The following is a 13,579-nucleotide window of genomic DNA, read 5'->3' as shown; positions in this document are numbered from 1 at the left end:
GATCTCCCAGGGTAATTCGCGCGACCTTCCTGCTTATGCCTGTCGGATCTACGTCACAGCGTTCCGTGCAAGTATTGGGCTTTGGCAATTTTGGCTACCTTACCCCGCTGCACCGCCTAATCCGCTTCCTGTTCGTCAGGCCAGCATTTTGCCTCGGGCTTCCTTCAGATTCGCAGTCACCCGCGACACCCTTGCCTCTGGCTAACACTTCCCCTTGCCGGGTGTGTAGAGGACTTTCACCTCCAAGTCACCAGCGTGACCACCACAGCCAAGCTGGTTGCGCTTGCGCGCAACGCGCCATGCCTGGCGCACCAAAAAAAGCCCCGCGTCCAAATGAACGCGGGGCAAAGAATTGGTTGGTTGCGGCCAACCAAAGGAGCTCGGTTGAGCAGGGCGGGTCAGTTGCTGGCAACGGTTTCCGGTTTCCAGCCGCCGCCCAGGGCCTTGTAGATCGCGACGATGCCGCGGTACAGGTCCACTTCGGCCTGGGCCTGGGTGTCTTCGGCGGCCAGGCGTTCGCGCTGGGCGTCGAGCAGCACGAGGAAGTCCACAGTGCCTTCGCGGTAGCGAATCTCGGCCAGGTCGGCGGCGGCACGGCTCGATTCACTCTGGCGGATCAGCGAGATCAGCCGTTGTTGGCGCTTGCCGTAGTCACTGAAGGCGTTCTCCGATTCTTCCAGGGCCAGCAGTACTTGCTGTTCGTAGGTCGCCAAGGCGCCGTCCGCCTCGGCGTCGGCACCGCGCAAGCGAGCCCGCACGCTGCCCAGGTCGAAAGCGGCCCAGGTAATGCTCGGGCCCAGCGCCCAGGCGTTGGCCGCCGAGGAGCCGATCTGCGAACCGCGTCCAGCCGTGAAACCGAGGAAACCGCTCAGGCTGACCCGTGGGAACAGGTCGGCCTTGGCCACGCCGATGCGCGCCGTGGCAGCGGCCAGTTGGCGTTCGGCACTGAGAATGTCCGGGCGTCGTTGCAGCAGTTCACCCGGGTCGCCGATGGGCAGGGCCTTGGCGATGGCTGGCAACTGTTTCGGGCTCAGGTCCACGCTGAGTTTGTCCGGGCGCTCGCCCAGCAACGTGGCGATGCGATTGCGTTGGCGCACCTGTTCGGCCTGCAACTGCGGCACGCTGGCTTCCACCGAGGCCAGGCGCGCATCGGCGCGAACCACGTCGAGCTGATCACCGACGCCGGCATCGCGCAGGCTTTCGGTGATCTTGCGCGAATCCTGCTGGTTCTTCAGGTTCGCCAGGGCGATCTTTTCCCGTAGTTGGGCGCCGCGCAGTTGACCGTAGGCATCCACCAGCTCGGCGATCATCGTCACCTGCAACTGATAGAGATCGGCTTCGGCCGCCTGCTGATCGGCGTCGCTGGCTTCCAGGTTGCGCTGGATGCGCCCGAACAAGTCCAGCTCCCAGGCCATGTCCAGGCCAAGGTCGTAACGCTCGGTGTTGACTCGTTCGTCTGTCTGCCCCGTTGGGATCTGGCCTTTGCCCAAGTTGCTGCTGGCACGGCTGGTGATGGTCGGCATGGCGTCATTGCTGGCGTCATCGCGAATCGCCCGGGCGGCCCGCAAACGGGCGAAGGCCACGCGCAACTCGCGGTTGCCTTCCAGGGAGCGGGTCACCAACGCGTTAAGGGTCGGGTCATCGAACTGCTGCCACCAGATGCCTTCGAACCGGGCACGGTCGAAATTCTTCTGGCCGGCGGCGCCGTCGGTGGCGGTGGTGATATTCGCCGCCTCCGTTTGCGGGGCCTTGTAGTCCGGGCCCACGGCGCAGGCACTCAAGGCCAATACCAGCAAGCTCGGCACGAACGCTTTCAAACTCATTGTTGCGCCTCCAGTTTCAAAGCCCGGGCCGCCTTGCGGGCCTCGCTGCGCTCGACGAAGTTGCGGATCAGTACATAGAACACAGGGGTGAGCAGCAGGCCGAAGAAGGTCACGCCGAGCATCCCGGAGAACACCGCCACACCCATGGCATGGCGCATTTCCGCACCTGCGCCGCTGGAGAACACCAGGGGCACCACGCCCATGATGAAGGCGAAGGAGGTCATCAGGATCGGCCGCAGACGCAGGCGGCACGCTTCGAGGACCGCCGCCAGCGGGTTCATGCCTTCGAGCTGTTTATCCTTGGCGAACTCGACGATCAGGATCGCGTTCTTGCAGGCAAGCCCCACCAGTACGATCAAGCCGATCTGGGTAAAGATGTTGTTGTCGCCGCCGGAGAGAATCACCCCGGTAATGGCCGACAGCAGGGTCATCGGTACGATCAGGATCACCGCCAATGGCAGGCTCCAGCTTTCGTACTGTGCCGCGAGCACCAGGAACGCCAGCAGTACGCAGAGCGGGAACACGAACAGCGCGGTGTTGCCCGAGAGGATCTGCTGGTACGTCAGGTCGGTCCACTCGTACGTCATGCCGTTGGGCAATTCGTCCTTGAGCAGCTTCTCGATGGCTTTTTCAGCCTGGCCGGAGCTGTAGCCCGGGGCGGCGGCACCGTTGATTTCAGCGGTGATGAAGCCGTTGTAGTGCATCACGCGATCTGGCCCCGAGGTGTCGCTGACCTTGATGAAGGTCGCCAGCGGGATCATTTCGCCACGGTTGTTGCGCACCTTGAGCTGGCCGATCTGGTCCGACTCGAGACGGAATTGCTGCTCGGCCTGGACGTTGACCTGGTAGGTGCGACCGAAGCGGTTGAAGTCGTTGGCATACAGCGAACCCAGGTAGATCTGCAGGGTGTCGAAGATGCCGCTGACGGCCACGCCGTGAGTCTTGGCTTTTTCACGGTCGATGGCGGCATCGACCTGGGGCACGTTCACGGTGTAGCTGGTGAACAACCCGGCCAGTTCCGGCACGCTGCGGCTCTTGGTGATGATGTTCATGGTTTCTTTGTACAGCTCGTCGTAGCCCAGGTTGCCCCGGTCTTCGATTTGCAGGCGGAAACCACCGATCGTGCCCAGGCCCTGTACCGGCGGTGGCGGGAAGATCGCCATGTAGGCTTCCTGGATCCCGGCGTACTGGCCGTTCAAGGCGCCGGCGATGGCACCGGCCGACATGCTCGGGTCCTTGCGCTCATCGAAAGGCTTGAGGGTCACGAACACGATGCCGGCGTTCGGGCTGTTGGTGAAACCGTTGATCGACAGGCCCGGGAAGGCCACGGCGCTTTCCACGCCCGGTTGCTTGAGGGCCAGGTCGGACATGCGCTTGATCACGTCTTCGGTACGGTCCAGGCTCGCGGCGTCCGGCAGTTGGGCGAAGGCCACCAGGTACTGTTTGTCCTGGCCGGGCACGAAACCGGTCGGGGTGGTGGAGAAACCGAAGAAGGTCAACACCATCAGGCCTGCATAGAGCACCAGGGCGATGCCGCTGCTGCGAATCACTCGAGCGACGGTGCCCACATAACCATGACTGGCGCGCTCGAAGAAACGGTTGAACGGACGGAACAGCCAGCCACCGAAGACCTTGTCCAGGAACTTGGAGAAACGGTCCTTGGGCGCGTCATGGCCCTTGAGCAACACCGCGGCCAAGGCTGGCGACAGGGTCAGGGAGTTGATCGCCGAAATCACCGTGGAGATGGCAATGGTCAGGGCGAACTGTTTATAGAACTGCCCGGTCAGGCCGCTGATGAATGCCGCCGGAACGAACACCGCGCACAGCACCAGGGCGGTGGCGATGATCGGGCCGGTCACTTCGCCCATGGCGCGCTTGGTCGCTTCCACCGGGGTAAGCCCCAGTTCGATGTTTCGCTCGACGTTCTCCACCACCACGATCGCGTCGTCCACCACGATACCGATCGCCAGTACCAGGCCGAACAGCGAGAGGGCGTTCAACGAGAAGCCGAACAGGTGCATCACCGCAAATGTACCGATCAGCGAAACCGGCACCGCCACCAATGGAATGATCGAGGCGCGCCAGGTCTGCAGGAACAGGATCACCACCAGCACCACGAGAATCAGTGCTTCGAACAGGGTATGTACCACCGCCTCGATGGAACCGCGGACGAAGATCGTCGGGTCATAGACGATGCTGTAGTCCATTCCCGCCGGGAAGCCTTTCTTCAGTTCTTCCATCTTGGCGCGAACGTCGTTGGAGATCTGGATAGCGTTGGAACCCGGGCGCTGGAAGATCGGGATCGCCACTGCCGGCTGGTTGTCCAGCAGCGAACGCAGGGCGTATTGGCTGGAACCCAGTTCGACCCGGGCGATGTCCTTCAGACGAGTGATCTCACCGTTGGCACCGGAACGAATGATGATGTTCTCGAACTCTTCCTCATTTACCAGGCGCCCCTGGGTGTTGATAGACAGCTGGAAAGCCTGGGCATTGGGCGCTGGCGGTGCGCCCAGGGCGCCGGCAGCCACCTGGCGGTTCTGTTCACGGATCGCGGTGACCACGTCGGTGGCGGTCAGGTTGCGTGAAGCGGTCTTGTTCGGATCCAGCCAGACCCGCAGGGAGTAGTCACCCATGCCGAACAGTTGCACATCACCCACGCCGCCCAGGCGCGCCAGCTCATCCTTGATGTTGAGCAGGGCGTAGTTGGACAGGTAGAGCATGTCGTAGCGTTTGTCCGGCGAGGTCAAGTGCACGACCATGGTCAGGTCGGGCGACGCCTTGTCCACCGTGATGCCGATCCGGGTCACTTCTTCCGGCAGCTTGGGCTCGGTTCGGGTGACGCGGTTCTGCACCTGCACCTGGGCGTTGTCCAGGTCGGTGCCCAGGGCGAAGGTGATGGTCAGGGTGATCTTGCCGTCAGCGGTGGATTGCGAGGACATGTACAGCATGTTCTCGACACCGGTGATGGCCTGCTCCAGGGGGGCGGCCACGGTTTCGCCGATGACCTTGGGGTTGGCGCCCGGGAAGTTGGCGCGCACGACCACGGTCGGCGGCACGACTTCCGGGTATTCGCTGATCGGCAATTGGAACAGCGAGATGGCGCCGGCGATCAGGATCAGCAGCGAAAGCACTGCTGCGAAGATCGGCCGCGAAATGAAGAACTGGGAAAATTTCATCTTGGATTCAGTCCCTTAACCGCGTGGGGTCGCAGCGGCCAATTTGCCAGCCGCCCCTGACGCGTCCTTGGATGGCGCGACTTGGGGCAGGTTGCTGGCTTCGAGCGCTTTACGTTGTTGTGCCAGGGCGGCAATGGTTTCGTCGCTGGCCATCGGCACGGTTTCAGGCGTGACCGGTGCCCCCGGACGAGCCCGTTGCAGCCCCTTGACGATGATGGTGTCGTTCTTGCTCAGGCCGCTGCGCACGATACGCAGGCCTTCGATTTTCGGACCCAGCTCGACGGCGCGGTAGGCCGGCTTGTTCTCGGCGTCCATCACCAGCACGAATTTCTTGCCCAGGTCGGTGCCGACGGCTTCGTCGTTGATCAGCACGGCGGCGTAAGTACCGCTGCCCACCAGCTTCAGACGGGCATAGAGGCCTGGGGTGTAGGCGCCGTCCTTGTTGTCGAACACGGCACGACCACGGATGGTGCCGGTCTGCGGATTGACCTGGTTGTCGACGAAGTTCATCTGGCCCTGGTGCGGGTTGCCGTCTTCGTTGGACAGGCCCATGTAGACCGGCGTGGCCTGGCCGCGCTGGCCCTGGCGGGCGAGTTGGGTGTACTTGAGGAAGACACGTTCGTCGGCGTCGAAGTAGGCGTAGACCTTGTCCGTGGAGACCACGCTGGTGAGCGGGGTGACGTCGGCGGTCACCAGGTTGCCGGCGGTGATGGCCGCCCGGCTGACGCGACCGCTGATGGGCGAGGTCACCCGGGTGAAGCTCAGGTTCAGCTTGGCCAGGTCCAGTTGCGCCTGGATGGCCGCGGCGGCGGCGCGGGCTTCCTGGGCGGCGCTGGTGCGCGAGTCTGCCAGTTCGGCGGAAATGGCGTTGCTCAAGCGCAGGCGTTCGCCACGCTGGGCTTCGTTTTCGCTGCGGGTGGCAGTGGCGCGGGCCTGGGCCAGTTGGGCTTCGAGACGACGTACTTCAGCCTGGAAAGGGCGCGGGTCGATCTGGAACAACAGGTCGCCTTTCTTGACCAGCGCGCCTTCGGTGAAGGCCACTTCGTCGATCTGCCCGGAAACCCGTGGGCGGATCTCGACGGTTTCCGGCGCCTCGAGTCGGCCGGTGAACTCATCCCATTCGTTGACAGGTTGCTCCAATACCTTGGCCACACTGACTTTGGCCGGCGGCATGGACGCTGCCGTGTCGGGAGTCTTGCCGCAGGCGCTCATCACCAGCACCGCCAGCAGCGCGAGGGGAAAACGCAGTTTTGAAAGTGAATGTTCCATGGATAGCATCCGCCAATGTATTGAGAATGGGCGGATGATGCGTGGCGCAAGGCAGAGGAACGAATCGAATGAAGCAAAGGTAACTATCATTCGGAATGATATAAGCCATCGATGAGGGCTCTAGTTCAGCGATGCTATTCATTCGATGTTGAACTGCATGTGGCGAGGGGATTTATCCCCGCTGGGTTGCGAAGCAACCCTGAATCCAGCCACCGCGTCATCTCAGGTTGGTTGCACCCTGCCTTTGGGGCTGCTACAGCCCAGCGGGGATAAATCCCCTCGCCACAGCCTACTGCGGCAAATAGAGGTCATGGATATGCTTGACCGTCCCATCCGCGCGAAGCGCTTCAACCGCCTCGCGCAAATCCTCGACCATTTTTGGTGAGCATTGCTTCGAGCAGGCCAGGTAGAGATCGGCGCTGCTGCCGACCGAGCTCATGAGCAGTTTGCGTTTAGACACCTTCGGCCAGATGTAACGACTCTCCGGCACTCCGTTGAACCAGGCATCGATACGCCCCATCAACAGCATCTGGGCGGGATTGTCGCCGATGGCCAACGGATAGATCTGTTCATCGCTGAAGCCTTCGCTGCGCAGGATATCTTCCTGTGCACTGCCCAGGCCGACGCCGATCTTGCGGTAGGTCTCTTTCGCTTGGGCGAAGCTGCTCACCCGTCGTTCGAGGCTGAAAAAGGCACGTTCCATGGGCATGATCGAGGCAATCCAGGTGAAGCGATCTTCACGAGTTGGGATGCGCGACAGGGGGGTGATCAAGTGGTCATGTTCTTCACTGACATGCTTTTGTGCCCGGGCCCAGGGAAGTACATGGACCTTTACGGTGTACCCGGCCCTGGTCATCGCCGCCACGGCGACATCGCCCACGATTCCGTGACCCCTGGGGTCGTTGACGAACGTCAGCGGCGGTGCGTCAGGAAAGTGCAGTTCAATGACCGGAGATTCGGCGCTCGCTCCATGGCTAGCCAGCAGCGGCAGTAACAGGCAAAGCCGGTAAAGCGCTTTGGTTGATGCGTTCAAAACGCGTGTAGTCGGGCTCATGGACGATACTTCAGGCATTGAAAGGGGGGCGCCAATTCCGGCGTACGAGGCGCCGGAAACAACGTCTACAGGCCAGCTTTTTTTATGATGCGGCGCATGATGCAGCGATCCGGCAGGATTCGCCAGAACCGTTCCATCCCATCATGTCAGTGCCGCCTTGGTCTGACTGTGTGCTTCTGAAGGTATAGTTCATTTGCTCGGCTAAAGCGGCTAATTTGGATGTGTACCTGCACGACGGGCCTGCGGTGCATGAGCCAGCCGCGAAAACTCGTCGCTCCCGGTGTCGCTTGGACACGGTCTGTAGGGTTTTCTTGCCGCAAGCGCGGCGCTACGATGGCCCAACCTCACACGTTAAGAGGATTCTCGATGAGCCTTTCTCCATTCCACCTGGCGATTCCGGTCTACGATCTTGCCGCCGCCCGTACGTTCTACCGTGAAGTGTTTGGCCTGGAAGAAGGCCGTTCCAGCAGTCAGTGGGTCGACTTCAATTTCTACGGTCACCAACTGGTGATTCATGAGCAACCCAAGACCGCTTTCCAGGAAAGCGCCCAGAGCAATCCGGTGGACGGGCATGATGTGCCGGTCCCGCACTTTGGTGTTGTTTTGGCTTGGGAGGCGTGGGAGGCACTGGCTGAACGATTGAGATCTTTCGGCACGGAGTTTGTGATTGAACCCTACGTCCGCTTCAAAGGGCAGGTTGGCGAGCAAGCCACGATGTTCCTGTTCGATCCTTGTGGCAATGCCCTTGAATTCAAGGCGTTCAAGGATATGAGTCAGCTTTTTGCCAAATGACACGGACAAATCGGAGCCCTCGTGACGAGGGAGCAAGGTGCGTGTAACGGACGAACGGCTGTTTTGTGACTATATTCATTGGTGGTCACAAGTTGTCATCCCTCGCAGGGATGCGTAAGCTGCTCCCATGAATCAGCCAACATCACCTTCGCCCAGCACTCGCGGCCCAGCCGATCATGACATTCGCGACCAGATTGTCGCGGCGGCCAACGAGCATTTCAGTCAATACGGCTACGCCAAGACCACCGTGTCTGACCTGGCCAAGGCCATCGGCTTTTCCAAGGCGTACATCTACAAGTTCTTCGATTCCAAGCAGGCGATTGGCGAAGCCATTTGCTCCGGCTGTCTTGCGAAGATCGTTGCGGCCGTGGAGGAGGCCATCGGCGAGGAAGGGCTCTCTTCGACCGAGCGCTTTCGCCGCCTGGTCAAGACCCTGATTACCACGGGGGTCGACCTGTTCTTCAATGATCGCAAGCTCTACGACATTGCCGCATTCTCCGCGTCGGAGCACTGGCCCAGCTCCCTGGTGTATGACGCACGGATCAAGCAATTCGTGGTGCAGGTCGTACGGGAAGGGCGCGAAAGCGGTGAGTTCGAACGCAAGACGCCCTTGGATGAAACCGTCGAAGCGATACACCTGACCCTTCGACCTTTCGTCAATCCTCTATTGCTGCAGTACAGCCTCGATCATGTCGAGGTGGCGCCGACGCTGACCGCCAACCTCATCCTGCGTAGCCTGATGCCCTGAGGGACGGCTGCGACGAGCGGCCGCCCCGATTCAGAAACGACTTCCTTGCCTTCGGGTTGTACCTGACCGAGCGGTCTCTTTTTGCCTATTTAGTGACTGTTGACAATAATGGTCACATGAATGAGTATGGCGTCGACTTTCAAGTGATCCTTCTTGCGATGCTTCTGCGGGTTCACGTTCAGGCCGTCGGAGGACGTCTAAATGACCAGTTTTGCTCAGGTGCTGGCGCAGTTTGATCCGAGCGTGCCGTTCGTTGCTCCAGCCAATTGGCAGCAGGGCCGGACGATCTTCGGTGGTCTTTCGGCGGCGTTGTCGTTGGAAACGGTTCTGCGCGAGCGCCCACAGGGCTTTCCTCCGTTCAAGTCTGCGCAGGTTTCATTCATAGGTCCGGTCACGCAAGCCCAGACATTCGATACAAGCGTGTTGCGCGAAGGGCGATCCGTGACTTCGGTGTCTGTCGACTGCAAGTCGGGCGATGAGCTGGCGTTGCGCACGACCTTGCTGTTCGCTCAGCCACGCGCCAGCAGGATTACCCATGAGGCATGGGGATGCCCGTTGGTGGAGCAGGCGTCGCGGTACGCCACGCTGGCGCTGGACAACACCATTGCGCCTGCCTGCGCCTTCAACTTCGAAATGCGCCCTGCGGGTGGGTCATTGCCGGTGTCCGGGGCTACAGATCCCGAGTTGCTGATGTGGGTACGTCACCTGGATGCCCAGGGGGTAGACCCGGCGGTGGCTTTGATCGCCCTCGCTGACAGTCTGCCGCCCGCCGCGATGACCTGCTTCACAGAGCCGGCAGCCATCAGCTCGGCTTCCTGGACAATCGATCTGCCGCAGCCCGCCGTGGCCGGCGAATGGTTTCTCATCAGCGCCTTCAGCCAGCAGGCTTCGGAGGGCTACTCCTTGCAAGATATGGAAATCTGGGACGAAAGCGGTCGGCGAGTGCTTTGGGCGCGCCAGACCGTGGCGATTTTTACCTAATAGAAAAACAAACCGTTCCATCCCCCAGCAATTGTTCCTAGAGTCCTAATAATGAAAAGAATCTTGCTCAAGACCCCCATGAGTCTCGCCGTTGCGCTTGCAACGTCCCAAGTGTTTGCCAGCGGCTTCGCGCTGAACGAACAAAGTATCAGTGGGATGGGCGCGGGTTTTGCCGGGCGGTCCTCTTCCGCTGAAGATGCCAGTACTGTCTTCGGCAACCCGGCGGGCATGTCTCGCTTGAAGAAAGAGCAGGTCAGCCTGGGCGCTGCGACACTGTTTACCCAGAGCGATATCAGCCAGACCCGCAGCACTTTCGGTGGCCGAGAGGACGGTGACATGGTGCCGACCACCACGGTGCCGATGGGTTACTACGTCAAGCCGGTGGATGAGCATTGGGCTGTCGGCGTTGGCTTTTATGTGCCATTTGGTTTGATCACCGATTATGGCAGCGACTTTGCCGGGCGTTATTACGGCAATAAAAGCGAAGTGACGACGCTGACTTTCCAGCCTACCGTCAGCTATGCCTTCAACGACAAGGTGTCGATCGGGTTTGGTCCGACCATCAACCGGATCAGCGGTGAGATCTCCGGGATGGTGCCCAATCCCCTCAGTCCCGGCAGCAACGATGGGAAGCTGAAAAGCAACGGCGACGATACGGCGCTCGGCTTCAACGCCGGCATCCTGGTGCAGGCGACGGACCAGACTCGCCTGGGGCTGACTTACCACTCCAAGGTCAGTTACCACCTGGATGCCAAGTCCAAGCTCACGGGTGGCATTTTCAGTGTGTTGGGGGTAAGTGGCCGCAGCTATGACGCGTCGTTGGACGTGGATACTCCGGAGTCAGTGGACATCTCGCTCACTCATCAGCTCAATGACGACTGGACGATGTACCTGGGAAGTACCTGGACGCGCTGGAGCCGCTTCAAGGAGCTGACCATCGAGAACTCCGGCTTGCCTGCGCTGCTGAGCGGCGCGCTGGGCACCGTCAGCGAAGAACAGGACTGGCATGACACTTGGGCCCATGCCATCGGTGCCGCGTATAAACTCAACGATCAATGGGTCTTGCGCGCGGGCTTGTCGGTCGACCAGTCGCCCGCCAACAACACCAACCGTGGGCCTCGGATACCAACCGGCGACCGCACGGTGCTCAGCTTCGGTGCCGGCTGGACGCCTGTGGAAGAGGTGACGATCGACGTGGCTTACTCCTACTTGCAGGAAGAGAGCGTGCGCATCAACGAAACCTCGTCGACCCGTGGCGCATACAGTTCCAAATACCGGAACAGTGCCAGCGGTTTTGGTACTTCAGTCAGCTATCGCTTCTAGCGCAATAGGGCGTGTGCCGGGAGCCCTTGCAGCTCCCGGTCCTTCACCGCATCGCATTCATCCCCCCATGACATTCGCCATGAGACGCTGGTGAAATCGGCGTGGTGTGGCCCAGGTCAACACCGTGAGCGCCTTGTTGCCGAAGCCGGGCACCACACTCATGCGCCCGGCTTGCAGCGCGCGGATGCCTGCGCGAACCACTGGTTGGGGTTGCATCATCACCATTTTCAGCGCTGGGGTGAGGGTCTGGTTGGCACTCTGCGCAAACCCGGTATCCGACATGCCTGGGCACAGCGCGGTCACGACGACACCGTCGCCCTTGAGTTCCTGGTGCAGCGCCTCGGAGAAGCGAAGCACGTAGGCCTTGGCCGCTGAATAGACCGCGAAATTTTTCACGCCTTGATAGGAAAGCAAGCTGGCGACCTGCAAGATGTGGCCGCGGCGGCGGATGCGCATGTCCTGGGCAAAGAGGCGAGTCATGGTGGTCAGGCTGGCGATGTCCAGATCGATCATTGCCAGGGATTGGTCAATGGCGTGGTCCAGGAACGGGCCCTGCAATCCATGGCCGGCGTTGTTGATGAGCACATCGACTGCAATACCCTGTTGAACCAGTCGCTTGTGCAGGTCGATGACTGCCGGAATCGACGACAGGTCGACTTGTTCGGTGATCACCTCGGTGCCGAAACGCTCGCGCAGTTCTTTTGACAGCGCTTCCAGTTTGTCCAGCCTGCGGGCTACCAGAACGAGGGATTTTCCCTGTGCTGCGTATTGCCGGGCGAACTCCTCGCCAAAGCCGCTTGAAGCACCCGTGATGAGCACCCAGGAATTCTCGTTGGTTTTCATGTGGCTGGACTCCGGTTGTAAAGATTGAAAATAGTGGTGATTGCCTGATCATCGGCTCGCTACCGGCTGCGGTGGCTGTGGCGCTTGCCAGCCGCCACCGAGGGCTCTGAATGCTGCGACCGCCGCCCGTGCCGATTCCGTCCGTGCTTGTGCCCGGGCATCGGATGCCTGGAGCAGTGTCTGGTCGGCGTTGAGGACATCGATCAGGCTGGCCGTGCCTTTCTGATAGGCAATAAAGGATGATCGACGCGCCTCGCTCAATGACGCTTCGCCTGTGGTGAGTGTCGTGGCCTGGGCTTCTCGGTTGACCAAGGCGGAGAAGGCATTCTCGACATCCTCGGTGGCGCGCAACGCGGACTGGCGATAAGCAGCCAGCGCTTCGGCTTCCTGTCCCTTGGCCTGGTCGATCTGGGCGTTGATCCGGCCAAAATCGAACAGCCTCCAGCGCAGTCCCAGCGCGCCCGACGCCTGGCTGGCGCCGCCGGAGAAAAGGTGCCCGGCAGAGACCGCAGTGGCGCTGCCGAGCAACGCGCTGAGGGAAAATTTCGGATAGTACTCGGCGACGGCTTCGCCGATACGGGCATTGGAGGCGGCGAGACGGCGCTCGGCGACGATGAGGTCTGGCCGGCGGCGCAGTAGATCAGCCGGCGTACCCATCTCGCTGATTTGTGGGGGCAGGGGGATGCTACCCGTCTCGGTCAGTTGCGGGCGGTGAGTGCCTGGCGGCGTGCCGAGCATGACATCCAGCGCATTCATGGCGGCGTCCAGCCCGGTTTGCAGGACCGGTACCGTTGCCTGGACCTGGGCAAGCGCGCCTTCGGTCTGGCGGACCTGATAGCTGGCGGCGAGCCCTTTGCTGTAGAGCAACTGGACTTTTTCCAGCAGGTCCTGCTGGGTCTTGACCTGGTGGTTCGCAATATCCAGCCGCGCTTGCAAGCCGCGCAGGGTGATGTAGATGTCAGCGGTCTGCGCGGCCACGGCCAGCCTTGTCGCCGCGGCTCCGGCCTCGGAGGCCTGGTATTCGGCCAATGCAGCTTCGCGTCCGCGTCGCAGGCCGCCAAAGACATCCAGTTCCCAGCTCGCGCCGAGGTCCAGCTCGTAGCTGTTCCCGTACCGATCAAAACCAGGGTTCGAGTTGAGCAATTGGCCCTGCGGCGTCTCGACGGATTGATAGGCGCGTGCGGCCTGGCCACTGATATTTCCCGAGGGCAACAAGGCGGCGTTGGCTGCACCAAGGCCGGCCCGCGCCTGAGCAACGCGCGCCGACGCCTGGGCGAGGTCAAGGTTCTGCTCCAGGGCTTTGGCGATAAAGTCGCTCAGCACCGGGTCGCCAAACCCCTCCCACCAGGTGGTGAGGCTGGCCTGTGTTGTACCGCTCCTTTGCTCGACAGAAGGCTGGCCCAGGAAACGATCCGACAGGACAGCGTTGGGACGCTGATAGTCCGGACCGACCGCGCAGCCGGCCATCAAGCTGACGCTTACTAATAAAGCAAGGGGGCGGAGGGGAGGCATTGCGGTTTCCTCGGGATCGACATTTGTGACCATATTATATAATGGTCACAGTCTGTCA

Annotated in this window: 10 protein-coding genes; 4 read left to right on the top strand and 6 right to left on the bottom strand. The window is 61.2% G+C overall.

Annotation, left to right across the window (positions count from 1 at the left end):
* Positions 1–398: 398 nt before the first annotated feature.
* The 4 genes from BM300_RS25965 to BM300_RS25950 all read right to left on the bottom strand — a co-directional run bounded on the left by BM300_RS25965 (position 399) and on the right by BM300_RS25950 (position 7,322).
* Positions 399–1,823, bottom strand: a complete 1,425-nt coding sequence (locus tag BM300_RS25965) for an efflux transporter outer membrane subunit (RefSeq protein WP_092142925.1) — start codon at positions 1,821–1,823, stop codon at positions 399–401.
* The gene (locus BM300_RS25960; protein WP_092464387.1) at positions 1,820–4,999 is read right to left on the bottom strand and encodes an efflux RND transporter permease subunit; all 3,180 of its coding nucleotides are present in this window, start codon (positions 4,997–4,999) and stop codon (positions 1,820–1,822) included. The genes BM300_RS25965 and BM300_RS25960 overlap by 4 nt, the downstream gene beginning before the upstream one ends.
* Before the next feature lie 15 nt (positions 5,000–5,014).
* Positions 5,015–6,268: a multidrug efflux RND transporter periplasmic adaptor subunit MexE gene (mexE, locus tag BM300_RS25955; protein WP_092142931.1), complete on the bottom strand. Its 1,254-nt coding sequence runs from the start codon at positions 6,266–6,268 to the stop codon at positions 5,015–5,017.
* 289 nt (positions 6,269–6,557) lie between these two features.
* Entirely contained in the window at positions 6,558–7,322 is a 765-nt protein-coding gene (locus BM300_RS25950) for a substrate-binding periplasmic protein (RefSeq protein ID WP_092142934.1), read from the bottom strand.
* Positions 7,323–7,688: 366 nt separating this feature from the next.
* Here BM300_RS25950 and BM300_RS25945 point away from each other — a divergent pair, with 366 nt between their 5' ends.
* From BM300_RS25945 to BM300_RS25930, 4 genes are all read left to right on the top strand, one after another.
* Positions 7,689–8,114, top strand: coding sequence for a VOC family protein (locus BM300_RS25945; protein ID WP_063320942.1), 426 nt, complete (start codon positions 7,689–7,691; stop codon positions 8,112–8,114).
* Between the two features lie 127 nt (positions 8,115–8,241).
* On the top strand, positions 8,242–8,862 hold the full coding sequence (locus tag BM300_RS25940) for a TetR/AcrR family transcriptional regulator (RefSeq protein WP_092349187.1): 621 nt from the start codon (positions 8,242–8,244) through the stop codon (positions 8,860–8,862).
* Positions 8,863–9,063: 201 nt separating this feature from the next.
* On the top strand, positions 9,064–9,843 hold the full coding sequence (locus BM300_RS25935) for a thioesterase family protein (protein ID WP_063320944.1): 780 nt from the start codon (positions 9,064–9,066) through the stop codon (positions 9,841–9,843).
* Positions 9,844–9,894: 51 nt separating this feature from the next.
* Positions 9,895–11,166, top strand: a complete 1,272-nt coding sequence (locus BM300_RS25930; RefSeq protein WP_092142941.1) for an OmpP1/FadL family transporter — start codon at positions 9,895–9,897, stop codon at positions 11,164–11,166.
* 57 nt (positions 11,167–11,223) lie between these two features.
* Here BM300_RS25930 and BM300_RS25925 read toward each other — a convergent pair whose 3' ends face one another.
* The gene (locus BM300_RS25925; RefSeq protein WP_092464385.1) at positions 11,224–12,009 is read right to left on the bottom strand and encodes an SDR family NAD(P)-dependent oxidoreductase; all 786 of its coding nucleotides are present in this window, start codon (positions 12,007–12,009) and stop codon (positions 11,224–11,226) included.
* A 48-nt stretch (positions 12,010–12,057) separates the two neighbouring features.
* Positions 12,058–13,521: an efflux transporter outer membrane subunit gene (locus BM300_RS25920; RefSeq protein ID WP_092464383.1), complete on the bottom strand. Its 1,464-nt coding sequence runs from the start codon at positions 13,519–13,521 to the stop codon at positions 12,058–12,060.
* Positions 13,522–13,579: the final 58 nt, after the last annotated feature.

The sequence above is a fragment of the Pseudomonas sp. NFACC46-3 genome (assembly GCF_900114515.1).
GTDB classification, from domain to species: Bacteria; Pseudomonadota; Gammaproteobacteria; order Pseudomonadales; family Pseudomonadaceae; genus Aquipseudomonas; species Aquipseudomonas fluorescens_Q.
The sequence above is the reverse complement of the archived record's forward strand: the minus strand, read 5'-3'. Positions and strand labels throughout refer to the sequence as shown.

Coding starts and splice junctions, on each gene's coding strand:
- BM300_RS25965 (WP_092142925.1), bottom strand. CDS start 1,823: ATGAGTTTGAAAGCGTTCGTGCCGAGCTTGCTGGTATTGGCCTTGAGT.
- BM300_RS25960 (WP_092464387.1), bottom strand. CDS start 4,999: ATGAAATTTTCCCAGTTCTTCATTTCGCGGCCGATCTTCGCAGCAGTG.
- mexE (WP_092142931.1), bottom strand. CDS start 6,268: ATGGAACATTCACTTTCAAAACTGCGTTTTCCCCTCGCGCTGCTGGCG.
- BM300_RS25950 (WP_092142934.1), bottom strand. CDS start 7,322: ATGAGCCCGACTACACGCGTTTTGAACGCATCAACCAAAGCGCTTTAC.
- BM300_RS25945 (WP_063320942.1), top strand. CDS start 7,689: ATGAGCCTTTCTCCATTCCACCTGGCGATTCCGGTCTACGATCTTGCC.
- BM300_RS25940 (WP_092349187.1), top strand. CDS start 8,242: ATGAATCAGCCAACATCACCTTCGCCCAGCACTCGCGGCCCAGCCGAT.
- BM300_RS25935 (WP_063320944.1), top strand. CDS start 9,064: ATGACCAGTTTTGCTCAGGTGCTGGCGCAGTTTGATCCGAGCGTGCCG.
- BM300_RS25930 (WP_092142941.1), top strand. CDS start 9,895: ATGAAAAGAATCTTGCTCAAGACCCCCATGAGTCTCGCCGTTGCGCTT.
- BM300_RS25925 (WP_092464385.1), bottom strand. CDS start 12,009: ATGAAAACCAACGAGAATTCCTGGGTGCTCATCACGGGTGCTTCAAGC.
- BM300_RS25920 (WP_092464383.1), bottom strand. CDS start 13,521: ATGCCTCCCCTCCGCCCCCTTGCTTTATTAGTAAGCGTCAGCTTGATG.